The organism is Luteibacter sp., from assembly GCF_051958795.1.
Classification (GTDB): domain Bacteria; phylum Pseudomonadota; class Gammaproteobacteria; order Xanthomonadales; family Rhodanobacteraceae; genus Luteibacter.
In genome coordinates, this window is record NZ_JBQCFT010000314.1 from 24,998 (window position 1) to 48,206 (window position 23,209).

The 23,209-nt window shown below is 66.9% G+C and carries 21 protein-coding genes and 1 tRNA gene; 18 read left to right on the forward strand and 4 right to left on the reverse strand.

What is annotated here, in order from left to right; translation table 11 throughout:
- The first annotated feature begins 16 nt into the window (after positions 1-16).
- Positions 17-466 carry a DUF4442 domain-containing protein gene (locus tag ACTHLF_RS16225; protein WP_440328556.1) on the forward strand — a complete coding sequence of 150 codons (450 nt, stop codon included), beginning with the start codon at positions 17-19 and terminating at the stop codon, positions 464-466.
- 57 nt (positions 467-523) lie between these two features.
- Positions 524-2,581 (forward strand): beta-L-arabinofuranosidase domain-containing protein, encoded by a 2,058-nt coding sequence (locus ACTHLF_RS16230; protein WP_440328558.1) that lies wholly within the window; start codon positions 524-526, stop codon positions 2,579-2,581.
- 86 nt (positions 2,582-2,667) lie between these two features.
- Here ACTHLF_RS16230 and trxA read toward each other — a convergent pair whose 3' ends face one another.
- The gene (gene trxA, locus ACTHLF_RS16235) at positions 2,668-3,543 is read right to left on the reverse strand and encodes a thioredoxin (protein WP_440328559.1); all 876 of its coding nucleotides are present in this window, start codon (positions 3,541-3,543) and stop codon (positions 2,668-2,670) included.
- A 167-nt stretch (positions 3,544-3,710) separates the two neighbouring features.
- On the opposite strand from trxA, the gene ACTHLF_RS16240 reads away from it, so the two are divergent.
- From ACTHLF_RS16240 to ACTHLF_RS16275, 8 genes are all read left to right on the forward strand, one after another.
- The gene (locus ACTHLF_RS16240) at positions 3,711-4,322 is read left to right on the forward strand and encodes a paraquat-inducible protein A (protein ID WP_440328561.1); all 612 of its coding nucleotides are present in this window, start codon (positions 3,711-3,713) and stop codon (positions 4,320-4,322) included.
- Positions 4,319-4,939 (forward strand): paraquat-inducible protein A, encoded by a 621-nt coding sequence (locus ACTHLF_RS16245; RefSeq protein WP_440328563.1) that lies wholly within the window; start codon positions 4,319-4,321, stop codon positions 4,937-4,939. Before ACTHLF_RS16240 ends, ACTHLF_RS16245 begins: the two co-directional genes overlap by 4 nt.
- Positions 4,936-6,615 carry a PqiB family protein gene (locus ACTHLF_RS16250; protein ID WP_440328565.1) on the forward strand — a complete coding sequence of 560 codons (1,680 nt, stop codon included), beginning with the start codon at positions 4,936-4,938 and terminating at the stop codon, positions 6,613-6,615. The genes ACTHLF_RS16245 and ACTHLF_RS16250 overlap by 4 nt, the downstream gene beginning before the upstream one ends.
- Positions 6,612-7,202: a PqiC family protein gene (locus tag ACTHLF_RS16255; RefSeq protein WP_440328566.1), complete on the forward strand. Its 591-nt coding sequence runs from the start codon at positions 6,612-6,614 to the stop codon at positions 7,200-7,202. The genes ACTHLF_RS16250 and ACTHLF_RS16255 overlap by 4 nt, the downstream gene beginning before the upstream one ends.
- 527 nt (positions 7,203-7,729) lie before the next feature.
- Positions 7,730-8,665 carry an ABC transporter ATP-binding protein gene (locus tag ACTHLF_RS16260; protein WP_440328568.1) on the forward strand — a complete coding sequence of 312 codons (936 nt, stop codon included), beginning with the start codon at positions 7,730-7,732 and terminating at the stop codon, positions 8,663-8,665.
- On the forward strand, positions 8,662-9,396 hold the full coding sequence (locus tag ACTHLF_RS16265) for an ABC transporter permease subunit (protein WP_440328570.1): 735 nt from the start codon (positions 8,662-8,664) through the stop codon (positions 9,394-9,396). Before ACTHLF_RS16260 ends, ACTHLF_RS16265 begins: the two co-directional genes overlap by 4 nt.
- On the forward strand, positions 9,396-11,258 hold the full coding sequence (locus ACTHLF_RS16270) for a GldG family protein (protein ID WP_440328572.1): 1,863 nt from the start codon (positions 9,396-9,398) through the stop codon (positions 11,256-11,258). The genes ACTHLF_RS16265 and ACTHLF_RS16270 overlap by 1 nt, the downstream gene beginning before the upstream one ends.
- 5 nt (positions 11,259-11,263) lie before the next feature.
- Complete coding sequence (locus ACTHLF_RS16275; RefSeq protein WP_440328574.1) at positions 11,264-12,139, forward strand: cytochrome c oxidase assembly protein; 876 nt, start codon at positions 11,264-11,266, stop codon at positions 12,137-12,139.
- Here the strand turns inward: ACTHLF_RS16275 and ppk2 are convergent.
- The 3 genes from ppk2 to hemA form a co-directional block, all read right to left on the reverse strand.
- A complete protein-coding gene (ppk2, locus tag ACTHLF_RS16280; protein WP_440328576.1) occupies positions 12,102-12,875 on the reverse strand; it encodes a polyphosphate kinase 2 in 774 nt (257 codons plus the stop codon). The genes ACTHLF_RS16275 and ppk2 overlap by 38 nt on opposite strands.
- Positions 12,876-13,040: 165 nt before the next feature.
- A complete protein-coding gene (gene prfA / locus ACTHLF_RS16285; protein WP_440328578.1) occupies positions 13,041-14,123 on the reverse strand; it encodes a peptide chain release factor 1 in 1,083 nt (360 codons plus the stop codon).
- A 32-nt stretch (positions 14,124-14,155) separates the two neighbouring features.
- Positions 14,156-15,427, reverse strand: coding sequence for a glutamyl-tRNA reductase (gene hemA, locus ACTHLF_RS16290; protein ID WP_440328580.1), 1,272 nt, complete (start codon positions 15,425-15,427; stop codon positions 14,156-14,158).
- Between the two features lie 117 nt (positions 15,428-15,544).
- Between hemA and ACTHLF_RS16295 the strand changes: the two genes are divergently transcribed.
- The 8 genes from ACTHLF_RS16295 to ychF all read left to right on the forward strand — a co-directional run bounded on the left by ACTHLF_RS16295 (position 15,545) and on the right by ychF (position 23,067).
- Entirely contained in the window at positions 15,545-17,293 is a 1,749-nt protein-coding gene (locus tag ACTHLF_RS16295; protein WP_440328582.1) for a tetratricopeptide repeat protein, read from the forward strand.
- Between the two features lie 162 nt (positions 17,294-17,455).
- The gene (gene lolB / locus ACTHLF_RS16300; RefSeq protein WP_440328584.1) at positions 17,456-18,070 is read left to right on the forward strand and encodes a lipoprotein insertase outer membrane protein LolB; all 615 of its coding nucleotides are present in this window, start codon (positions 17,456-17,458) and stop codon (positions 18,068-18,070) included.
- Complete coding sequence (gene ispE / locus ACTHLF_RS16305) at positions 18,052-19,455, forward strand: 4-(cytidine 5'-diphospho)-2-C-methyl-D-erythritol kinase (protein ID WP_440328585.1); 1,404 nt, start codon at positions 18,052-18,054, stop codon at positions 19,453-19,455. The genes lolB and ispE overlap by 19 nt, the downstream gene beginning before the upstream one ends.
- Before the next feature lie 48 nt (positions 19,456-19,503).
- A tRNA-Gln gene (locus ACTHLF_RS16310) sits at positions 19,504-19,580 on the forward strand.
- 56 nt (positions 19,581-19,636) lie between these two features.
- A complete protein-coding gene (locus tag ACTHLF_RS16315) occupies positions 19,637-20,593 on the forward strand; it encodes a ribose-phosphate diphosphokinase (RefSeq protein WP_440328586.1) in 957 nt (318 codons plus the stop codon).
- Positions 20,594-20,675: 82 nt separating this feature from the next.
- Positions 20,676-21,311: a 50S ribosomal protein L25/general stress protein Ctc gene (locus tag ACTHLF_RS16320; RefSeq protein ID WP_440328588.1), complete on the forward strand. Its 636-nt coding sequence runs from the start codon at positions 20,676-20,678 to the stop codon at positions 21,309-21,311.
- A gap of 51 nt (positions 21,312-21,362) precedes the next feature.
- Positions 21,363-21,941: an aminoacyl-tRNA hydrolase gene (pth, locus tag ACTHLF_RS16325; protein ID WP_440328590.1), complete on the forward strand. Its 579-nt coding sequence runs from the start codon at positions 21,363-21,365 to the stop codon at positions 21,939-21,941.
- Positions 21,942-21,975: 34 nt separating this feature from the next.
- A complete protein-coding gene (gene ychF, locus ACTHLF_RS16330; RefSeq protein ID WP_440328592.1) occupies positions 21,976-23,067 on the forward strand; it encodes a redox-regulated ATPase YchF in 1,092 nt (363 codons plus the stop codon).
- Positions 23,068-23,209: the final 142 nt, after the last annotated feature.

Below are 23,209 nucleotides of genomic sequence, written 5' to 3' on the forward strand. Positions count from 1 at the left end.
CCGTTACGATGGCGGCATGAAAGCACCCACCCTCCGGCGCATCCTCAACGCCTGGCCGCCCTTCCTGTTCGCCGGCATCCGCGTCGTGCGGTTCGACGATTACCGCTATGCGAAGGTGAAGCTCAAGCTCGCCTGGTACAACTGCAATTACGTGCGCACCCAGTTCGGCGGCAACCTGTTTTCCATGACCGACCCGTTCTGGATGATCATGGTGCTGAAGAGCCTCGGCAACGACTACATCGTCTGGGACCAGGCCGGCGAGATCCGCTTCGTCGCGCCTGGCCGTGAAGACGTCTATGCGGAATTCCGCGTGGAGGAGGCCATGCTCGACGAGATCCGCACGGAATGCGCGGATGGCCAGAAGCACCTGCGCTGGTTCGATACCGATATCCGCACGGCCTCTGGCGAGCTCATCGCCACCGTACGCAAGCAGCTGTATGTGAGGAAGAAGAAGCCCAAGGGGTGACGCAGGCCGCGTAGCCTGCCAGTATCGATGACCGGACCACCACGGGAACGTCGATCGATGGGTGACACCGTTACGAGCCGCCGCGCATTCCTGCGCGCTTCCGCCATGGGCACGCTCGCGGGCTTCGTGCCGCTGGCGGCCGCTGGTGCCGCTGCCGCTACTGGCGCCGCCGCCGGGTCAGCCGCCGCCGGGTCAGCCGCTTCGGGCGCAGGCAAGGCGGCCCCCGCCGCACCCCTGTTCCCGCCCGCGCCGCTGGCACCCCAGCCGCTGCAGCTCTTGCCCGCGGGCTCCATCACCCCTTCCGGCTGGCTGCTCCGCCAGCTGCAGATCCAGGCCGATGGCCTCGGCGGCCATGTCGACGAGACCTGGCCGGACCTCGGCCCCGAGAGCGGCTGGCTCGGTGGCAAGGGGGAATCGTGGGAGCGTGGCCCGTATTTCCTCGACGGCCTCCTTCCGCTTGCCTGGCAGCTGGATTCGGCGCCGCTGAAAGCCAAGGCGCAGCGTTTCATCGACTGGACACTCGGTAGCGCGCAGCCCAACGGCATGTTCGGGCCGCGCAGCAATGATGACTGGTGGCCGCGCATGGTGATGCTGAAGGTGCTCGCGCAGTACCAGGAGCTCACCGGCGATGCGCGGGTCGTCCCGTTCATGACCAACTATTTTCATTACCAGCTCCAGGCCATGCCCGAGCGCCCGCTGCGCGACTGGGGTCGCATGCGCTGGCAGGACGAGGTGGCCGTGGTGCTGTGGCTGTACACGCGCACCCAGGATCCGAAGCTGATCGAGCTGGCGCACCTGTTGAAGAAGCAGGGTTACGACTGGCAGGGCATGTTCGCCAACTTCTCGTTCAAGGAGAAGGTGGACGTGAAGGCGCTGGAAGCGAAGATGCGCAACGGCGGTGATGTGTTCATGGTCGACGACGGCCTGCAGGTGCACGGCGTGAACAACGGCCAGGCACTCAAGGCGTCGCCCGTGTGGTCGCTGGTATCGCGCAGCGCCGATGATCGCGCGGCGATCCATCACCAGCTCGACATGCTCGACACCTACCACGGCCTGCCGAACGGCATGTTCTCCTGCGACGAGCACCTTGCCGGGCGTAGCCCGTCGCAGGGCGTGGAACTCTGCACCGTGGTCGAGGCGATGTATTCGCTGGAAATGTCGCTCGCCATCACGGGCGATGCGGCGCTCGGCGATCGCATCGAACGTATCGCTTACAACGCATTGCCGGGCACGTTCACGGACGACATGTGGGCGCACCAGTACGACCAGCAGCCGAACCAGGTGGAGGTGAGCCTGCATCGTCGGCCGTGGACGACCAATGGTCCGGAGGCCAACATCTTCGGCCTCGATCCCCATTTCGGCTGCTGCACGGCCAACTTCCACCAGGGCTGGCCCAAGCTCACCGCTTCGCTGTGGATGGCGACGAGCGATCGCGGCCTGGCCGCCACGGTGTACGCGCCGTGCAACGTCTCGACCGTGGTGCGCGACGTGCCGGTCGCGATCGAGCAGGTCACCGACTACCCGTTCCGCGGCGATATCGCCATCACGGTGAAGCCGGCGCACGCGGTGGCCTTCCCGTTGCGCGTGCGTATCCCGGCCTGGTGCACGAAGCCGGTGCTGACGGTAAATGGCACGGCGGTCGCCGTGAAAGCCGAAGCCGGCTTCCACACGATCGAACGCACCTGGAACCCCGGCGATCGCATCGCATTGTCATTCCCCGCCGAGGTCGTCACCGAGCGCGGCTACAACAACGCCGTGACCTTCCTGCGCGGCCCGCTCGTGTTCTCGCTGCCCATTGGCGAGGCGTGGGTGAAATGGCGCCCGCGTGGCCTCACCAATGACTGGCAGGTGTATCCGACCACGCCGTGGAATTATGGCGTGGGGCTGGAAGCGAAAGCGGAAGAACATCCGATCGGCGCGCGCCCGTTCGCCGGCGCATCGCCCGCGGTGACGCTGACCATTCGTGGCCGGCCGGTCGCATGGAAAGCAGAAGAGGGCGCAGCCGACCCCGTGCCGGAAAAGGTCGCAGCAACCACCGAGCCCGAAACGACCCTGAAGCTCGTCCCCTACGCAGGCGCCAAGCTGCGCATCACGGCCTTCCCACCCCTAGCCTGAAAATGTGGGAGCGCGCTTGCGCGCGATGGGTGCTTGCCGCAAACCCCATCGCGCGCAAGCGCGCTCGCACAAGAAGACAGGGGCGATCAGAACAGCAGCGAGGCCATCTTGCGCCGGTAGGTGCCCACGACTTCCGCGTCATCCAGCGTCGCAAACGCGGCGAGCAGGCGCTTCTTCGCCTGGCCGTCGTTCCAGTCGCGCTGGCGCTTGAGGATGTCGAGGAACTGGTCGAGGCCGGCCGGGGCGTCGCCTTCGATCAGCAGGCGCACACCCAGCAGGTCGCGGGCCTCCCAGTCATCGCCGTTGGTGGCGACGCGCTGGCGCAGGTCGGCCAGCGAAGGTGCACCGGCCAGGGCGCGGGCCAGGTCGAGCTGGCTGCGCAGGCGCACCGCACGGGCGTCGGTGGCGAGGTTGGCGGGCAGGGCATCCAGTTCGGCCTGGGCCGGTTCGACCTGGCCGGCGCGCAGCAGGGCCAGCGCGAGGTCCAGCTTCAGCTCGGCCTGTTCCGGCGCGGCGGCGATTGCCTGCTGGAGACGGTTGATGGCCTCCTCCGGGCTTTCGGGTTCCGCCTCGATCGCCTCGGCGTCATTCGCCGAGCCATCGCCCGGCTGGATGCCGTTACGGGTCAGGAACTCGCGCAGCTGGCCTTCGGGCAGGGCGCCGGCGAAGCCGTCGGCCATCTGGCCATCCTTGATCAGGATGACGGTGGGGATGCTGCGCACGCCGAACATGGCCGCGAGCTGCTGCTCGGCATCGACGTCGATCTTGGCCAGGCGGAATGCCCCGTTGTACTCGGCGGCCAGCTTTTCCAGCATCGGTCCGAGCGTCTTGCAGGGGCCGCACCACTCGGCCCACAGGTCGACCAGGATCGGCGTCTGCAGTGAGGCCTGGATGACATCCTGCTCGAATCCTGCCGTGGTCGCGTCGAAGACATGGGCACTACGGGTCTGGGCGCTGCTCACGAAAGGCTCCTGGGACAAGGGAAGATCCCCCCTAGATCGGGGAAGTTCGGCAGCATATCAAGCCGGGATGGCCGTTTTGCAGCCTTCCCGACCGTCGTCATGCGCCGTTTACCCGGATTTGCGATCATAGCGCCATGGGCCATACCGGCCTTCCACCGCCGGCGTGCATGCGAAAAGCCCCTGACCTCATCATCTGCGAGCACTGTGACACCGTTTACAGGCGGCGCCACCTTGCCCGGGGCGAGGTGGCCCAGTGCGCCAATTGCGGGGCTGTCCTCGAGCGCCACCAGTGGCTGGGCATCGATGCACAGTTCGCCCTGGTGCTCACGGCGTTCATCGTCTTCGTCATCGCGAACGTCTCGCCCATCGTGACCCTCGGCTTCTCCGGCATGATGGCCGACACGACCCTGTGGGGCGCGGCCATCGCCATGTGGAACGACGGGGCGCAGATCGTCGCCGCGCTCACCGCGCTCACCCTGTTCATATTCCCCCTGGTGCAGATCACGCTGTTCGGCTGGGTGCTGATGTACGCCCGGCACGGCGAGCGGGCGCCCGGTTTCGGCCTGGCCATGTCCACCCTGGTGAAGATCAAGCCGTGGAGCATGATCGAGGTATTCATGCTCGGCGTGCTGGTGGCGGTGGTGAAGGCACATACCTATTTCGACGTGATCCCCGGCATCGGCGTCTGGGCATTCGGCTTCCTTACCGTGCTCATCACCGTGTTCGCCAGCCACGACCCGCGCAACCTGTGGGACATGACCCGCGAGGTGCGCCGGTGAGCGAACTGCCACGCGCCCAGGAGCTGGGGATGATGGGCTGCCACGTGTGCCGCCTGGTCACCGCCTACACCAGTAACCCGCACGCCCGCTGCCCGCGCTGCCATAACCCGCTGCATGCGCGGAAAGTGGGCAGCATCGCGCGCGCCTGGGCGTTCCTGATCGCGGCCGCCATCTTCTACATCCCGGCCAACCTGTTCCCGATCATGCGGACACAGAGCCTGTTTTCGAAGGACGACAACACGATCCTCAGCGGCGTGTTCGAGCTATGGCGCAACGGGTCGCCCGACCTTGCCATCATCGTCTTCACGGCATCCATCGTGGTGCCCGTGCTGAAGTTCTGCATCATGGGCTACCTGCTGCTCTCGGTGCAGCGGGCCAGCGACTACGGGCCGCGGCAACGCGCCAAGCTGTATCGCTTCGTGGAGCTGGTGGGTTACTGGTCCATGCTGGATGTGTTCGTGGTGGCGATCCTTTCCGCGCTGGTGCACTTCAAGGTGCTCTCGCGCGTGGAGCCGCTGCCGGGGGTGATTTATTTCGGCATCGTCGTGGTGCTGACGATGCTGGCGGCGATGAGTTTTGATCCCCGCCTGATCTGGGACAAAAGGAAGGCACGATGAGCGACATCCAGGAAGAAAACCGGCCGGAAGGCGATGACCTGCCCCAACCGGAGGTGCGCCGTTCGAAAATGGGCGTGTCGCTGATCTGGCTGGTGCCGATCATCGCGGCCCTGGTGGGCATCTCGCTGCTGGTCAACCACTACATCTCGGCTGGCCCGCAGGTCACGGTGACCTTCCTCACGGGCGAGGGCATCGAGACCGGCAAGACCCAGGTCAAGTACAAGACCGTGGTGATCGGCAAGGTGACCACCATGCGCCTCTCCAAGGATCGCACCCATGTGCGGGTGGTGATCGACCTGGAGAAGAACGCCTCCGAGTTCGCGACCAAGGGCACCCGTTACTGGGTGGTGCGCCCGCGCATCGGTGCCGGCGGTGTCTCCGGCTTCGATACGCTGCTGTCGGGCGCATTCATCGGCGCCGATACCGGCACGTCCGATGAGGACCAGAGCGATTTCACCGGCCTGGAAACCCCGCCGGCCGTGACGCATGGCGCGCCCGGCCGCCGCTTCCAGCTGCATACCGCAGACCTCGGCACGCTCGACATCGGTTCGCCGGTGTACTTCCGCCGCATCAAGGTCGGCCGCATCGTCTCGTACGAGCTCGACAAGGACGGGAAGGGCGTGTCGCTCCAGCTGTTCGTGGACGGCCCGAACGACCGATTCGTCACCAAGGACTCGCGCTTCTGGAATGCCAGCGGCGTCGATGTCTCGCTCGGTGCCGACGGCCTGAAGCTCAACACGCAGTCGCTCGCCACGGTCGTCGCTGGCGGCGTCGCGTTCTCCGATCCGCTGGGTCCGCACGATGAGACCCCCGCGCCCGAGATGAGCGAATACACGTTGTTCGGCGACCAGGCCACCGCGCTTGCGCCGCCGGATGGCAAGCCGCGCTATATCCGCATGCGTTTCGAGCACTCGCTGCGCGGCCTCAACGTCGATGCGCCGGTGGAGTTGCTCGGCGTGAAGGTCGGCAAGGTCGTGTCGGTGAACCTGGATTACGACCCGGAGAAGCACAGCTTCCCGGTGGTCGTGGGCGTGCTCGTCTATCCGCAGCGCCTGGGCAAGGCGCACGAGAAGTTGGCGCAGGTGCTCGGCGGCGATCCGGAGACCCTGTTCCCGCGGATCATGAAGGGCCTGGTCGACCATGGCCTGCGTGCGCAGGCGCGCACTGGCAACCTGCTGACCGGCCAGTTGTACATCGCGATGGACGTGGATCCGAAGGCGAAGAAGGTCGACTTCAACCCGGACGGCAAGCCGCTCGAGGTGCCGACCGTGCCGGGTGATTTCGATCATCTGCAGGAGCAGCTGTCGTCCATCGTGGACAAGATCTCGAAGATCCCGTTCGATTCGATCGGCAAGAACATCGACGGCAGCCTGAAGGAACTGCACGGCACGCTGCATACGGTGAACACCGACCTGCTGCCGGAAGCGAAGAAGACGCTGCAGGGCGTGAACCGCACGGTGGGTACCGCCAACGATGCGCTGAGCGAGAACTCGCCGTTGCAGCAGAACATCGGCAATACGCTGGAAGAACTGCAGCGCACGGTGCGTTCCGTGCGTGCGTTCACCGATTACCTGGGTCGCCACCCGGAGGCGCTGCTGCGCGGCCGCGGTGCCGACGCACCGCCGCCGGCCACCACGCCGTCGTCCCCGAAGCAGGGCAAGGAAGGTCAGCCATGATGAAGTACACCCGCAACGCCGCTTCGGCCCTGCTCGTCGTGACCCTCGCCGCGTGCTCGTCGGCGCCGGTGCATTTCCATACCCTGATCCCACCGGCCGCGGTCGCGTCGGCGACAGTGGCGCCGTTCGCGATCGATGTGCAGGCGGTGGGCGTGCCGCCGCAGGTGGACCAGCCTTCGATGGTGCTGCGCTCGGGCAGCTCGTCGGTGAGCGTGCTGGATGGTGAGCGCTGGGCGTCGCCGCTGGGCGATGAGATCCGCAGCGCGCTGGCGGCGGATCTTTCCAGCCGCCTCGGCACCCACGATATCCACGGGCTGCCCCGGGCGAAGGATGCGAAGGTGGTGCGGGTGCAGGTGGATGTGCGCCGCTTCGATTCGGAACTGGGCGGGAGCGCGACGCTGGAGGCGGCGTGGTCGGTGCGTACCGACGACCAGTCGGCGAACTGTGCATCGCGGGTGGTGGAACCGGCCGGCGGCAGCTATGACTCACTGGTCGATGCGCACCAGCAGGCACTCGCTCAACTCGCCGACCAGATCGCCGCCGCCAGCCGCTCCGTGGCGAACGGCCAGTCGGCTGTCTGTCACTGACGATCAGGCTCGCCTTCGGCTTCGCGGGGTGCTCGGCTTCGCCATCGCGCTAGCGCTCTGACACCTCCGGAAAGAGCCCTTGGTGCCCACCCTCGCTGCTCAGACATGTCCTCGTCGTTCGAAAAGGTGTGCCCCTCCGGGGCAAATGTACTTATTGCCCTGCGGGCGCGAACCGGCAGCCGGGCGGGGGTTTGAAACTCGCCATCCTGGCTCGATTTCAAACGAGCGGCCCTCCATGGCCGCTCCCGCCTTCGGCGGCTGTTCCCGCCCGCCTGCCTCGCCTGCGGAACTCGCCTCGAGGGTGGGCACCAAGGACTCTCGGACGCACTGAGGTGGGTGTTGGGCGAGCCTTGCCGTCGTAGGAGCCCACCCTGTGGGCGACAGCTTTCGCTCCGATCGGCATGACCCTGTAGCGCTTTCGCGAAAGATGTCGCGCGCAAGCGCGCTGTCCCACAAGGGCGTTGCCGCGCAAGGCTTGCCAGCCGCAGGGTGGAAGCTGGGACAGCCGCGTGCGTTAATGAAGGGACATGATCGAGACCGACCGACTTACCCGCTGCTACGGCCCGCTTATCGCGGTCGATTCCCTGACCCTGCGAGCCGAACCCGGCCAGGTCGTCGGCCTGCTCGGGCCCAACGGCGCCGGCAAATCCACCGCCATGCGCATGATCGCCGGCTTCCTCACGCCCACCAGTGGCACCGCCAGCGTCTGCGGCCACGACATCCGCCGCGAGCCCCTCGCCGCCAAGCGCGCCCTCGGTTACCTCCCCGAAGGCGCGCCCAGCTACGCCGAGATGACCGTGCGCGAATTCCTCACCTTCATGATCCGCGTCCGCGGGCTCGATCGCGAGATCGCCCGGCGCCGGTTCGATGAAGTCGTCATGCGGCTCGAGCTCGAGGACGTGCTCGAAGCCCCGATCGGAACCCTCTCGAAGGGCCTCCGCCGCCGCGTGGGCCTCGCCCAGGCCATCCTCCACGATCCCCCGGTGCTCATGCTCGACGAGCCCACCGACGGCCTCGATCCCAACCAGAAACATTCCGTGCGCATGCTCATCGATGCCATGGCGCGTGAGCGCACCATCCTGATCTCCACCCACCTGCTCGAAGAAGTGCACGCGCTGTGCAACCGCGTGGCGATCATCGCGAACGGCAAGCTGCTGGCGGACGCGACGCCGGCCGAGCTGGAGGCCCGCTCGCGCTACCACGGCGCCGTCTCCTTCAGTGCGCAGGGCAGTGCGGTGTCGCGCGAGATGCTCGCGCGTATCCCCGGGGTCTCCATGACCGAAGTCGACCCGCTGGACGGGCGTGTCACCGTGTTCCCGAAGCCGGGCCACGCCATCCTCGATGATGTGCAGGCACTCCTGCGCGAGCAGAACCTGCGGATCACGGAGATCCAGCTCGAGCAGGGGCGGCTCGACGAGGTGTTCCGGCAGATCACGACGCAGCCGCGTGGGGGCAACGCATGAGCGCGGTGTCCGCCATCGCGCGCCGCGAGCTGCGCGCCTACTTCGTTACGCCCGTCGCGTACGTGTTCATGGTGATCTTCCTGGTGCTGGCCGGCATCCTCACCTTCTACACGGGCGATTTCTACGATCGCGGGCTGGCCGACCTGCAGCCCTTCTTCGATATGCATCCGTGGCTCTACCTGGTACTGGTGCCCGCGGTGACGATGTCGATGTGGGCCGAGGAGCGCGCATCGGGAACGCTTGAGCTGCTGTTTTCGTTGCCGGTGAGCATTTCGCAGGCGGTGCTTGGCAAGTTCCTGGCGGCATGGGGGTTCATCGGCATCTGCCTGGTGCTCACGTTCCCGATCTGGATCACTGTGAACTACCTGGGCAACCCGGATAACGGCGTGGTGATGGCGGGATATATCGGCAGCTGGCTGATGGCCGGTGCGTTCATCGCCGTTGGCGCGTGCATGTCGACCGCGACGCGCAGCCAGATCATCGCGTTCATCCTTACCGCCTCGGTGTGTTTCGTGCTGCTCCTGATCGGCCAGCCGCAGGTGCTGGATTTCTTCCAGGATGCGCTGCCACCGAAGCTGATTGGTGCCATGGGCCAGCTCTCGATCGTGCGCCACGCCAACGCCATCGCGCGTGGCGTGCTGGACCTGCGCGACCTGATGTACGTCGGTGCCATGATCGTGGCCTGGCTGGGTGCGGCCGTGCTGGTGCTCGACCTGAAGAGGACGCGCTGATGAAGCGGCCCTCGCTCTCGCTTTCCCGCGCCAACGTGCTGCGCCTCGGGCTGGGCGCCATCGCCGTCCTGTTTCTGGCGGTCATCGGCCTGAGCTCCATGTCGCTGCGCACCGCGCGTGTCGATCTCACCGAGGATCGCATCTACACGCTCACCGCCGGCACGCAGGACATCGTCGACAGCCTCGGCAAGCCGCTGACGCTGACGCTGTATTTTTCCGACCACGCCACGCGTGAGCTGCCGCAGCTGCGCAGCTACGAGCAGCGCGTGCAGGAAATGCTGCGGGAGATCGCGGTGCGTGCCCACGGGCGCATCCGCTTCCGGATCATCGACCCGGTGCCGTACTCCGACGACGAGGATGCCGCCGAGAGCTACGGCCTGACGCCCGCCAGTGGCGGCAGTAATGGTGAGCGGGTGTTCTTCGGCCTGGTGGGAACCACCGGTACCGGCGACGCCGCGACGTCGCAGTCCATCCCGTTCTTCGACCCCGCCCGCGAAGCGTTCGTCGAGTACGACATCGCCAAGCTGCTTTACGAGCTGGGCGCGCCGCGCAAGCCGAAGATCGGAGTGATCAGCTCGCTGCCGGTGGAAGGCAACATGGTCATCGGCGAGCAGCCGTGGACCGTACTGCGCCAGCTAGACCAGCTCGCGAACGTGACCAGCCTCGACGCCGGCAGCCTCAAGCAAGTCGACGCCTCCTTCAATGTGTTGTTGCTCATCCACCCGAAGAAGCTCCCGGATGACGCGCAGTACGCGATCGACCAATACGTGTTGCACGGGGGCCATCTGGTGGTCTTCGTCGACCCGGACGCGGAAATGGATTCGGCACCGCTGATCGACTCGAACGGTACGGTGGATGACCACGATTCCGACCTCCGCCGCCTCTTCGAAACGTGGGGCGTGGTGTATGATCCGACCAGGGTGGTGCTCGATCGTTCGCAGGCACTGACGATCGAGCTGAACGGCAACAGCGTGCCGCATCCGGCCATGCTGGGCCTCTCCATGCAGGACCTGAACCACGATGACGTGGTGACGGCGAGCCTGCAGCGGATCAACTTCTCCACGGCGGGTTTCTTCGACCTCGCGCCGGACACGAAGGCACGCATGCTGCCGCTGGTGCAGACCTCGGATGAGGCCATGCTGGTACCGGCCCAACGCGTGCGCGATACGGTGACCGACCCGTCGGCCCTGCTCGACAACTATGAGCCGAACCACGATCGCTACGTGCTGGCCGCGCGCCTGCGCGATACCTTCCATACGGCGTTCCCCGAGCGGAAGGGGCCTGGCCACCTCGATGTCGCGGCGGCGCCGGGCGAAGTGATCCTGGTGGCCGACACGGACCTGCTCTCCGATCGCCTCTGGCTCGATGTGCAGCCCCTGCTCGGCCAGCAGCAGATGACGCCGTTCGCCAACAACGGTGACTTCATCGCGAACATCGTGGACAACCTCGGTGGTTCGACCGCACTGCTTTCGATCCGCGGGCGCGCGAACCTGCAGCGGCCATTCACCCGTGTACGCGCGCTGCAGGCCGCGGCCGACCGCAAGTTCCTGGTGAAGAAGCGTGAGCTGGAGAACGAGCTCTACGACACGCAGCGACGCCTGTCGGAGCTGCAGCCAACCAAGGGCACGGCATCGCCGAATACCCTGACCGCGCAGCAGCGCAAGGAAGTGGAGCAGTACCTCCAGCGCAAGCTGGCGATCGGCAAGGAGCTGCGCGACGTGCAGCACCAGCTCAACGCGGAGATCGATGCGCTCGGCCTGCGCCTGAAGTTCATCAACATCGTGCTGGTGCCCGCGCTGGTCGCGATCCTTGGCCTGCTCTTTGGCTGGCGGCGTACGCGCCGCGGACGCCGGGAGATGTGAGCGTGATGGCCGGGGGGCTGATGAAGTGGATCGTGCCGTGGGAGTTCTCGTGGACCTTCCTGGCGTTGTTCGTGGGCGCGGCCTGGCTGTACGCCCGCGGCGCGCGGCGCCTGCGTGTTCCCGCAGGGCGGCAGGCGGCGTTCTGGGCCGGCATGGCCATCGTGTACGTGTCGCTGCACACCTACCTGGATTATTTCTTCGAGCATGAGTTCTTCATGCACCGGATCCAGCAGGTGCTGCTGCACCACCTGGCCCCGTTGCTGCTCGTCGCGGCGTACCCGGGCAGCGTGCTGCGTGCCGGGCTGCCGCTGGCGTGGCGGGTGCGGCTGCGCCACGTGTCGCGCGGAACGGTATGCCGCGTGCTCGCCGCGGTCCTGTTGAATCCCGCATTCGTGACCCTTTCGTTCGTGGGCCTGATCCTCGTCTGGCTGATCCCGGATGTGCAGACGCTGGCGATGCTCGACTGGCGCATCTACCGCTTCATGAACTGGTCGATGATGCTTTCGGGCCTGGCGTACTGGTGGCTCGTCCTCGATCACCGGCCGAAGCCGCCGGGGCGTATGACGCCCGGGATCCGCGTGCTGTCGCCGGCATTCACCATGACGCCGCAGATCATCGCCGGCGCCGTCGTCACCTTCTCGAAGGCCGACCTGTATCCGATCTTCGAGATTTGCGGCCGCGCCTTCACGATGAACGTGCTCACCGGCCAGCTGATCGGCGGCGTGATCATGTGGGTGCCGGCGGCGATCATCGAATCGATCGGCGGCCTGCTGGCGATGCGCCAGTGGCTGAGGCTGTCACGCACGGGGCGGCTGCCCAAGCGGCCGCCACCGGTGCGCCGGGTCAGTAGACCTTCGGTACCTTCACCGCCTTCGCGGTGACCCGCTCCTTCTGCGGCTTGCCCTTGAGCTTCGGCAGGTCGATCTCGTCCTCGGGGACGAGTTTGTCGGGGATCTGGTCGAGCAGGTGCCGGATCAGGTCGAGCCGGCCGGCCTTCTGGTCGTTGAAGTTGGCGACGAACCATGGGGCATCGGAGGTATCCGTGTGCTGGATCATGGCGTCGCGCAGGTCGCCCATTTCCTCGTATTTCTGCCGACCCTTGATGTCGACGGGCGAAAGCTTCCAGCGCTTGAGCGGGTCGGCGGCGCGTTCGGCGAAACGTTCCTCCTGCTCGGCCTGGTCCACGGCCAGCCAGTACTTCAGCAGGATGATGCCATCGTCGGTGAGCAGCTTTTCGAAGGCGGGCACCGCCTTCATGAAGGCGTCGTACTGGGCTGGCGTGCAAAAGCCCATGGCCGGTTCGACCACGGCGCGGTTGTACCAGCTGCGATCGAAAAGCACGAGCTCGCCGGCGTGCGGCAGGTGCGGCACGTAGCGCTGGAAGTACCACTGGCTGTCTTCTTCCGACGTGGGCTTGCCCAGTGCGACGACGCGCGCGGCGCGCGTATCGAGCTTGTCGGTGATGGCTTTGATGGTGCCGCCCTTGCCGGCGGCATCGCGCCCTTCGAAGATCACGACCATGCGCTTGCCGGTGCGGCGCAGCCAGCGGGTCAGGCCGACCAGTTCGACCTGCAGCGCCTCGAGGTCGTGCTCGTACTGCTTTTTCTTCTTGCCCATGCCGTGGCTTCCTTGGGTGGGAAGCCCATCATGCCGCACAACATGTCATGGCGTCGTTGGTAGGAGCCCACCCTGTGGGCGACATCTTTCGCGAGGACACCACGGGGCCTGCTGCTCTACCGCGAACGGCGTCGCCCACAGGGTGGGCTCCTACGCGTCGTGGCCTCAGGAATTTGCGGTCAGGCTCTGCAGCTCATCCGCCTGGTTTTCGCGGGTGAGGGTGTCGACCAGTTCGTCGAGGTCGCCCTGCATGACCTCGAGGAGGCGATACAGGGTGAGGTTGATGCGGTGGTCGGTGATCCGGCCCTGGGGGAAGTTGTAGGTGCGGATGCGCTGGCTGCGGTCGCCCGAGCCCACCTGGAGGCGGCGCGCCTCGGCCTGGGCGGCGCTCTGCTTGCTGCGCTCGGCATCGAGCAGGCGCGCCTTCAGCAGGCTCATCGCCCGCGCGCGGTTCTTGTGCTGGCTGCGCTCATCCTGGCATTCCACCACCGTGCCCGTGGGCAGGTGGGTGATGCGGATCGCCGAATCGGTCTTGTTGACGTGCTGGCCGCCGGCGCCGGAGGCGCGGAACGTATCCACCTTCAGGTCGCCATCGCGGATCTCGATGTCCGCGACCTCGTCCTGCTCGGGCAGGATCGCGACGGTGGCCGCCGAGGTGTGGATACGCCCCTGCGATTCGGTTTCCGGAACGCGCTGCACGCGGTGGGTGCCGGATTCGAACTTCAGGCGCGAATAGGCCCCGCGGCCCTCGATGCGCGCCACGATTTCCTTGTAGCCGCCGTGCTCGCCTTCATTCGCGTTGAGGATCTCGACGTGCCAGCGCTGGCGTTCGGCGTAGCGGGCATACATGCGGAACAGGTCGCCGGCGAAGATCGCGGCCTCATCGCCACCGGTGCCGGCGCGCACTTCGAGGAACAGGTTGCCTTCGTCGCGCGGGTCCTTCGGCAGCAGCAGGATCTGCAGCTCGCCATCGAGTTCGGCGAGGCGCTGCTCGATCCGGCCGATGTCATCGGCGGCCATCTCGCGCATGTCCGGGTCGTCGAGCATGGCCTTCGTATCGGCCAGTTCGCGTTCGGCGTTGTCGTGCTCCTTCAGCGAGGCCGCCACCGGCTCCAGCTGCGCGTATTCACGCGAAAGATCGCGGAAGCGGTTGCCGTCGGCGAGCACCTCGGGCTGGGCCAGCAGCAGGCCCACCTCTTCATGGCGTTCGGCGAGGGCTTCGAGTTTGCGGCGGATCGACGGGGTCATCTAGGGCACGAAGGACGGCTCGGAGCCGTACATCATGCGGAAACGTCGTCGTCCGGGTCCAGTCCATACAGCCGGCCAGCGGCGTGGAGCAGGTCCAGGTCGCCGGAAAGGGCGGCATCGCGGAGGCGGGCGCTGGGGGCGTGGAGCAGTTTGTTGGTGAGCGTATTGGCGAGGAAGGCCAGGGCTTCCTCGGCGCTGCGGCCCCTCGCCAGCATGGCCTGCGCCTTGGCGAGGACCTCGTCGCGCTGGGCCTCGGCGGCCACACGCATGTCGACGGCCGGGTTGCGCAGGGTCAGCGCGCGGCGCCACGACATGTACCGTTCGACCTGCAGGTCGATGATCGCATCGGCCTCGCGGGCGGCCAGCTCGCGCGAGCGGCGGTTCTCGTCGATGACCTGCTTGAGGTCGTCGATGCCGTAAAGGTAGACGTCGTCGAGCTGGGCCACGCTGGCCTCGATATCGCGAGGCACCGCGATATCCACCATGAACATGGGCCGGCGCCGGCGCTGGGCGATCGCATCGGCCACCATGGCCCGGGTGACCACCGGCTGGCGCGAGGCCGTGGAGCTGATGACGATATCGGCCTCGGCCAGGTGGCGGGGCAGGTCGGCCAGGGCGATCGCATAGCCGCTGTAACGGCCGGCGAGCTCCTGGGCGTTCTCGAGGGTGCGGTTGGCCACGATCAGCCGGCGGACCTGCTTGTCGGCCAGGTGGCGCGCGGCCAGCTCGATCGTCTCGCCGGCGCCGATCAGCAGTACGCAGGCCTGGCGCAGGTCGGTGAAGACCTGTTCCGCCAGGCGAACGGCCGTGTAGGCCACCGAGACGGTATGGGCGCCGATCCGGGTATCCGTGCGTACGCGCTTGGCCACGGCGAAGGTGTGCTGGAGCAGGCGCTCCATGGGCGCCTTCAGCGCGTTGGCGCCACGCGCCTGCTGGTAGGCGTCCTTCACCTGGCCGAGGATCTGCGGCTCGCCCAGCACCATGGAGTCCAGGCCCGTTGCCACGCGGAACATATGGCGCACGGCTTCCTGCTCGTCGTGGCGGTAGAGGAACTCATCCAGCCGCTGCGGGGTCAACCGGTGTTGCCGGGAGAGCCACTGGCCCGGTACGGCCTGGAAACCATCGGCCACGCTCACGTAGAGCTCGGTGCGGTTGCAGGTCGAAAGGATCATCGCCTCTTCCACGCCCGGCTGCCGGGTCAGGTCGCCCAGCGCCTCGGGAGCCACCCTGGCGTCGAACGCAACCTGCTCGCGCAGGCTGACCGGCGCGGTGAGGTGGTTGAGCCCAAGGGCGATCAATGGCATGTCGGCGGCTGCGCTCGGCAGGGGTGGCGTCGGCTAAGCTAAGGGCGCATTGTGCGCTGACAAGGCTTCGGGCGCTTGCACGGGCCTGTCCGTAGCGGAAAAACAACGGAGAGTAGTGTGCTGACCGGTTGGTCCAAGTTCAAGCAAGTGCGGCATTTTGTGGTCCTCATGGGTGCCGCCGCGGCCATCTCGGGTTGCGCCACCACCACACCACCCGCCACCCAGCAGCCTAAGCAGGTGCGGACCGGCGTCCAGCCCCTCGACCGCCTGCACGTGGCGATCGTGCCGCCAGAGCGTGACCTGGAGGCCCAGGTGATGGCCGGCGATTTCGCCATCGCCGCCAACGATCTCAAGACCGCCTCGGACGCTTACGGGCGGGCCGCGGCGCTCAGCAACGACCCCATCGTGGCCAGCCGCGCCGCCGAGCTGGCCCTGGCCATCCATGACCAGGACGCCGCCACCCGGGCGCTCGACCGTTGGGCCGCCCTGGGCGCCAGGCCGGCTGAGCTGGCCGAGGGCCGCGCCCGCATGGCGCTGGATCGCGGCGACACCGCCGAGGCACAGCGCCAACTGGAAATCCTCGTGTCCTCGGGCGACAAGGACGCCTGGCGCGCTTTCGGGCGCACCCTGGTCCAGGGGCGCGACGCGGCCCAGGCCGGGGTCCTGCTCGAACGGATCGCCACGCCCCAGCGCTTGCCAAACGAGGCCACCGCCTGGCTGGCCATGGCCGAGCTGGGTGAGAACCTCGGCCGCCACGATTACGCCCAGCGCATGGGCGAGGAGGCGCAGAAGCGCTTCCACGATGGCGCCACCTACGCCTGGGCCGCCCAGCAGAAGTTCCGCGCGGGCGATAAGGAAGGGGCGAAGAAGCTGTTCGCGAAGGCCGTCGCAAAGGATCCGAAGAACCCGCGCCTGCGCCTGGCCTATGCCACGCTGCTTGCGCAGGGCGGCGATGAGAAGGGCGCCGCGACCGTGGTGGCCACGGGTCCGCAGGATGCCGATACCTACACGATGCGGATGACCCTAGCCGCGCGTGCGGCCGACAAGGCCGCGCTACGCCGCCTGTATGACGAGATCCGCCACCGTCCCGACGATGTGCAGGCCGATAACGCCTTCACGCTGGGGCAGCTGGCCGAACTGCTCGACAAGAAGGAAGACGCCCTCGACTGGTACGCCGCGGTGGGCGACGACGATCCGCGGATCTTCGATGCCTCGGTGCGCAGTGCGGTGATCCTGCACCTGCAGGGCAAGGATGACGACGCCCACCAGATCGTCGCGGACCTGCAGACGACGTACGCCGACCGCCCCGAAGCCCTGGTGAAGGCCTTCGCGGTCGATGCCGAGCTGTACATGGACTCGCGCCATTTCGATGCCGCGGTCGCTTCGTACGACAAGGCGTTGCAGGTCAAGCCGGACGACACCGACATGCTCTACGCGCGTGGCCTGGCCTATGCCGAGGCGGGGCGCGTCGACCAGGCGGTGGCGGACTTCCGCAAGGTCCTGGAGATGAAGCCTGGCGACATCGAGGCCAGCAACGCGCTGGGTTACACGCTCGCTGATAACGATCGCGACCTCGCCGAGGCGCAGTCGTTGCTGCAGGCGGCGCGCTCCGCACGCCCCGATGATCCGTCGGTCGCCGATTCGTGGGGCTGGCTGAAATTCCGCCAGGGCCAGCTCGACCAGGCCGAATCCACCTTGCGCGGCGCATGGGCGAAGCAGAAGGATGGCGACATCGGCGTGCACCTCGCCGAGGTGCTCTGGCAGCGCGGCGAGCGCGACGAAGCGCGCAAGGTGCTGAACGAAGTACGCCGGATCGACCCGAAGAACGCCTCCCTGCAGAAAACCGAGCAGAAGCTCAAACCGTAGGAGCTCACCCTGTGAGCGACGCCCTTAACGGCACCGCCACAGGGCCCGCTACAAGACGCTTTTGTGGGAGCGCGCTTGCGCGCGATAGCCACCCGCGCAAACCTTCGCATCCCGTTCCATCGCTTTAACCGCGCGCAAGCGCGCTCCTGCATCGGAGTTTGCATGTCCCGTTACATCCGACCCTGCCTCGTGGCCTCCCTGATTCTCCTGGCGGCCTGCGCCCCGACGCGCCCCACGGTCCACCGCGAAGGCGATGTGGTCACGATGAGCCAACAGGCGCAGCGCGAGCACGACCTGGCCGATACATCGCACTGGACGCTGCAAGGGAAACTCTCGGTGGCGACGGATAAGGATTCGGGGTCCGGTAGCCTCACCTGGCACCAGGATGGCGACCGCTACGACTTCACGGTCCGGGCGCCGGTCACGGGCCGCAGCTTCCGGCTGACCGGTGGCCCGGATGGTGCCGAGCTCGACGGCCTCGAGGGCGGCACCCGCCGTGGTCCCGACGCCGAGACGCTGATGGCGCAGACAGTGGGCTGGCAGATCCCGATGGCCGAGCTGAAGCGCTGGGTCCTCGGCCTGCGTGCCGATACCGGCCCGGCCGATATCCGCTTTGGCGATGACAAGCTGCCCTCGCAACTGGTCCAGGATGGCTGGACCGTTGAATACAAGGCCTGGGACGCGTCGCGCCAGCCGGCGATGCCGAGCAAGGTGTTCGCGGAGAAGCCGCCGTACAAGGTGCGTCTCGCGATCGAGTCGTGGCAGCTGGGGCAGTGACGGCCTTCACCATCGCTCGCGCCCTCCCCGATGACGCCGGGCGCCTCTGCGAGATCGAACGTGCGGCGGTGGAACTGTTTCGCGGGCATGAGGCGTGGCCGTCGTATTCCGGTATGTCGCTGCCGGTGGACATGGTTCGCCAGCTGATCACCCGTGGACTGTGCTGGGTCGCGGTGGTCGAAGATGAGGTTGTCGGTTTCGTCTGCCTGGATACGGACGGCAACCCGGGCGCCATCGGCATCGCCGAGATCGATGTACTGCCGGCGTTCGGTCGCCGCGGCATCGGGGCGGCCCTGCTCGAGCACGCCTGCGCCTGGGCCCGCGAGGCCGGCTATGCCCGTGTCGACCTGGGCACCCTGGCCGACGTGCCCTGGAACGCGCCGTTCTATGCGAAGCACGGCTTCGCGGTGGTCGACAAGCGGGCCCCGGAGTTCGCCGAGGCCCTGGCGCGCGACCGCGACAACGGCTTCCCCGATCACCTGCGCGTCTTCATGAGCCGCCTGCTCGCGCCGCTTGCCCGGGGCGACTGGACCACATGGCCGGCCCCGGCCAAGCTCAACCTGTTCCTGCGCATCGTCGGCCGCCGCGCCGATGGCTACCACGAGCTGCAGACGGTTTTCCGCCTGCTCGACTGGGGCGATGAGATCCGCCTGCGGGTCCGCGAGGACGGGGTGATCACCCGGCCGCGGGATATCACGGGCGTGCCTGAGGAGACCGACCTGACCGTGCGCGCGGCCCGCCTGCTGGCGGCGGCCACCGGCACCCGGCTCGGCGCCGAGATCGACGTCGCCAAGCGGATCCCGATGGGCGGTGGGCTCGGCGGCGGCAGTTCGGATGCCGCATCGGTGCTCGTCGGTCTCAACACCCTGTGGAACACCGGCCTGGACGAGGACGCCCTGGCGGCGCTGGGCCTCGAATTGGGCGCCGATGTCCCGGTCTTCGTCCGCGGCCGCTCGGCCTGGGCCGAGGGCGTGGGCGAGCGGCTCGAGGCGATCAAGCTCCCCCGGCGCTGGTACGTGGTGGTCGATCCGGCCGAGCACGTGCCCACCCCGGCCCTGTTCGCCGCCCCCGAATTGACTCGAAATGCCCCTCGGGCGACAATTTCGGCCTTTGTTTCCGGGGATTCGGCGGAGAACGCCTTCGAACCGGTGGTCCGTGCGCGGCACCCGCGGGTGGCCGCGGCGCTGGACTGGCTGGCGGGCTTCGGCCACGCCAGGCTTTCCGGCAGTGGTGGCTGCGTCTTCCTGGAAACGAGAACCTTTGAAGCGGCCCTCGCGGTCGCTTCGCGCTGCCCCTCAGGCTTTACGGCCCACGTGGCGGCGGGTGTCGATCCATCGCCGCTGCGGGTTGCGCAGGCACGGATCGGGGCAAGGGGCTTCGTGTAGTTAAGGACGGAAAGGGCCGCGGGCTGCGGCATGTGATCACGAAATTGTTGGGGCGTCGCCAAGCTGGTTAAGGCACGGGATTTTGATTCCCGCATGCGCAGGTTCGAATCCTGCCGCCCCAGCCACCTCCAGGGGTGGCACTGCGCCGATTTCAACCTAACTGTTCCCTCTAGGAGTCCTCGTGGATACGTCCACCCCGATGCTTTTCACCGGTAACGCGCACCGTGCGCTCGCCGACGATGTTGCCGCACGCCTTGGCATCCCGATGGGCAAGGCCCTCATCGGTCGCTTCAGCGACGGCGAGGCCCAGATCGAGATCGAGGAAAACGTCCGCAAGCAGGAAGTGTTCGTCATCCAGCCGACGGGCGCGCCCAGCGCGGAAAACCTGTTCGACCTGCTGGTGCTGGTGGATGCGCTCAAGCGCGCCTCGGCCGGCAGCGTGACCGCGGTGATGCCGTATTTCGGCTACGCCCGCCAGGATCGCCGCCCGCGCTCCGCGCGCGTGCCGATCACGGCGAAGCTGGCCGCCAAGATGATTGCGACCGCGGGTGCGGATCGCGTGCTGACGATCGACCTGCACGCGGACCAGATCCAGGGCTTCTTCGATATCCCGGTCGACAACGTGTACGCCTCGCCGGTGCTCCTGGCCGACATCTGGCGTCACCACAGCATGGATGACCTGATCGTGGTCAGCCCGGACGTCGGCGGCGTGGTGCGTGCGCGTGCGCTCGCCAAGCGCCTGGATGACGCCGACCTGGCCATCATCGACAAGCGCCGTCCGAAGGCGAACGTGGCCACGGTCATGAACATCATCGGCGACGTGGAAGGCAAGACCTGCGTGCTGGTGGACGACATCGTCGACACCGCCGGCACGCTCTGCGCCGCCGCGGCGGCGCTGAAGGAAAAGGGCGCCCGCAAGGTCGTCGCGTACTGCGTGCACCCGGTGCTCTCGGGCGCCGCGATCAGCAACATCGAGAACTCCCAGCTCGACCAGCTGGTGGTCACGAATACGCTGCCGCTGCGCGATAACGCCCGTAACTGTGCGAAAATCCGCCAGTTGTCGGTTGCGGAACTGCTCGCGGAGACGATCCGCCGCATCGCCTATGGCGAATCGGTGAGCTCGCTCTACATCGACTGATCCACCGTTTTTTCGGTCTTCCCTGGTCGCGGGGAAGACCTTTACCACCGCCGCGAGGCGGTTTACTTGAGGCAACACCACCATGGCTACCAACCACAAGCTCACCGCCACGAGCCGCAAGATCGAAGGGAAGGGTGCGAGCCGCCGCCTTCGTACCGCGGGCTACGTGCCGGCTATCGTCTACGGCGCAGGCGCCGAGCCGCAGGCCATCCAGGTCCTGCACAACGACATCCTGCTCGGTTCGCGCTTCGAGTCGTTCTACTCGTCGGTCATCGAACTGACCGTCGACGGCAAGGCTCAGAAGGTCCTGATCAAGGACTGGCAGAAGCACCCGTTCAAGCAGCTCATGCTGCACATGGACTTCCAGCGCGTTAACGAGAACGAAGCCGTTCGCGTCGCCGTGCCGGTTCACTTCCTGAACCAGGAAAAGAGCCCGGCTGGCAAGACCGCTGGCCTGGTCATCTCGCACAACCTCACGGAAGTCACCGTTTCGTGCCTGCCGAAGGACCTGCCGGAGTTCATCGAACTCGACCTGGCCGACCTGAAGGCTGGCGACATCGTCCACCTGTCGGACCTGAAGCTGCCGAAGGGCGTGGAAGTGCCGGAACTGGGCCTGGGCAAGGAGCACGACGTCGCCGTCGTCACCGTCGCCGCGATCCAGGAAGAAGTCGACGCGACGGCCGAAGGCGCCGAGGGCGCTTCGGACGAAGCCAAGTAATCGGCTCGTGGCCCGCGGCGCACTGCGTCGCGGGCCACGCGTTTACTTCGCATGGCGTCACTACGTCTGATCGTCGGCCTCGGTAACCCCGGGGCCGAATACGTCAGGACCCGGCATAACGCCGGGTTCTGGTGCGTGGATGCCCTTGCCCAGGAGCAGGGCGAGCGCTGGTCGTTCGACGGCAAGCTGCACGGCGAGACCTGCAAGGTGCGCATCGGCGGCGAGCCTGTCTGGCTTTTGAAGCCGGCCACGTTCATGAACAAGAGCGGCATCGCGGTTGTTTCCGCGCTGCGCTATTACAAGATCGAGCCGGAAGAGTGCCTCGTCGCCCACGACGAACTGGACCTCTCGCCCGGCACCGTCCGCATGAAGTTCGATGGTGGCCACGGCGGCCAGAACGGCTTGCGCGACATCATGGCCCACCTGGGCCACGGCAAGTTCCACCGCCTGCGGGTCGGCATCGGCCACCCGGGGCACAAGGACAAGGTCACCTCGTGGGTCCTCGGCCGCGCGAACGCGGCTGACGAGGACGCCATCATGCACGGCATCGGGCGCGCGTTCGACGTGCTGCCGCTGGCGCAGGATGGCAAGTTCGAAGAGGCGATGAAACGCCTGCACACGGTCGCCTGACCTCTTTAAAAAACTACCGGATACAGAGTTCGCCATGGGCATCAAATGCGGCATCGTCGGCCTGCCTAACGTCGGCAAGTCCACCCTGTTCAACGCGCTGACCAAGGCGGGTATCGCTTCGGCCAATTTCCCGTTCTGCACGATCGAGCCGAACACCGGCATCGTGCCGGTGCCGGATCCCCGCCTGGATGCACTCTCGGCGATCGTGAAGCCGCAGAAGATCATCCCGACGACCATGGAATTCGTGGACATCGCCGGCCTGGTCGCTGGCGCCTCGAAGGGCGAAGGCCTCGGCAACAAGTTCCTCGCGCACATCCGCGAGACCGACGCCATCGCCCACGTCGTCCGTTGCTTCGAAGACGGCAACATCATCCACGTCGCCAACAAGGTGGATCCGATCTCGGATATCGAAACGATCGATACCGAGCTGGCGCTGGCCGACCTGGAATCCGTGCTGAAGGCGCTGGACCGTGCGACGCGTTCGGCCAAGGCCAACGACAAGGACGCGCTGGCCCGCAAGCCGGTGCTCGAGAAGCTGGCCAAGGTGCTCGACCAGGGCCGCAGCGCACGTTCTGCCGGCCTCGACGCCGACGAAAAGGCGCTGGTCCGCGACATGTTCCTGATCACCATGAAGCCGCTGATGTACATCGCCAACGTGGCGGAAGATGGCTTCGAAAATAACCCGCACCTCGACGCCGTCCGCGCCCGCGCGCTGGAAGAGGGGGCCGAGGTGGTGCCGGTGTGCGCCGCGATCGAAGAAGAACTCTCGCAGCTCGACGATGCCGAGCGCGACGAGTTCCTGCAGAGCATGGGCCTCGACGAGCCGGGCCTGAACCGCGTCATCCGCGCCGGCTACAAGCTGCTGGGCCTGCAGACCTACTTTACCGCCGGTGAGAAGGAAGTCCGCGCCTGGCAGGTCCGCGCCGGCTCCACCGCGCCGCAGGCCGCCGGTGTCCTCCACACCGACTTCGAGCGTGGTTTCATCCGCGCCGAGACCGTCGCCTACGATGACTACATCAAGTACAAGGGCGAGCAGGGGGCCAAGGAAGCCGGGCGCCTGCGCCTGGAAGGCAAGGAATACATCGTGAAGGAAGGCGATGTGCTGCACTTCCGCTTCAACGTCTGATCAGAAAGGCCCGCTTAACGCGGGCCTTTTTTCCCTTGTGGGAGCGGGGGGGCCCCCCGGGGGGGGTTGCCCCGCTTAAATGGCGCCGACACGGGCGACCCCCGGGATGCGTCCCAGGGGTTGGGGTGCGCCCGCTTCAAGT

Excerpts from the sequence above, each read along its gene's own strand:
- ACTHLF_RS16225 (WP_440328556.1), top strand. The coding sequence starts at position 17 with ATGAAAGCACCCACCCTCCGGCGCATCCTCAACGCCTGGCCGCCCTTC.
- hemA (WP_440328580.1), bottom strand. The coding sequence starts at position 15,427 with ATGCCATTGATCGCCCTTGGGCTCAACCACCTCACCGCGCCGGTCAGC.
- ACTHLF_RS16260 (WP_440328568.1), top strand. The coding sequence starts at position 7,730 with ATGATCGAGACCGACCGACTTACCCGCTGCTACGGCCCGCTTATCGCG.
- ACTHLF_RS16275 (WP_440328574.1), top strand. The coding sequence starts at position 11,264 with ATGGCCGGGGGGCTGATGAAGTGGATCGTGCCGTGGGAGTTCTCGTGG.
- prfA (WP_440328578.1), bottom strand. The coding sequence starts at position 14,123 with ATGACCCCGTCGATCCGCCGCAAACTCGAAGCCCTCGCCGAACGCCAT.
- ACTHLF_RS16255 (WP_440328566.1), top strand. The coding sequence starts at position 6,612 with ATGATGAAGTACACCCGCAACGCCGCTTCGGCCCTGCTCGTCGTGACC.
- ychF (WP_440328592.1), top strand. The coding sequence starts at position 21,976 with ATGGGCATCAAATGCGGCATCGTCGGCCTGCCTAACGTCGGCAAGTCC.
- ACTHLF_RS16250 (WP_440328565.1), top strand. The coding sequence starts at position 4,936 with ATGAGCGACATCCAGGAAGAAAACCGGCCGGAAGGCGATGACCTGCCC.
- ACTHLF_RS16270 (WP_440328572.1), top strand. The coding sequence starts at position 9,396 with ATGAAGCGGCCCTCGCTCTCGCTTTCCCGCGCCAACGTGCTGCGCCTC.
- ACTHLF_RS16230 (WP_440328558.1), top strand. The coding sequence starts at position 524 with ATGGGTGACACCGTTACGAGCCGCCGCGCATTCCTGCGCGCTTCCGCC.
- ACTHLF_RS16240 (WP_440328561.1), top strand. The coding sequence starts at position 3,711 with ATGCGAAAAGCCCCTGACCTCATCATCTGCGAGCACTGTGACACCGTT.
- ppk2 (WP_440328576.1), bottom strand. The coding sequence starts at position 12,875 with ATGGGCAAGAAGAAAAAGCAGTACGAGCACGACCTCGAGGCGCTGCAG.
- lolB (WP_440328584.1), top strand. The coding sequence starts at position 17,456 with ATGTCCCGTTACATCCGACCCTGCCTCGTGGCCTCCCTGATTCTCCTG.
- pth (WP_440328590.1), top strand. The coding sequence starts at position 21,363 with ATGGCGTCACTACGTCTGATCGTCGGCCTCGGTAACCCCGGGGCCGAA.
- ACTHLF_RS16265 (WP_440328570.1), top strand. The coding sequence starts at position 8,662 with ATGAGCGCGGTGTCCGCCATCGCGCGCCGCGAGCTGCGCGCCTACTTC.
- ACTHLF_RS16320 (WP_440328588.1), top strand. The coding sequence starts at position 20,676 with ATGGCTACCAACCACAAGCTCACCGCCACGAGCCGCAAGATCGAAGGG.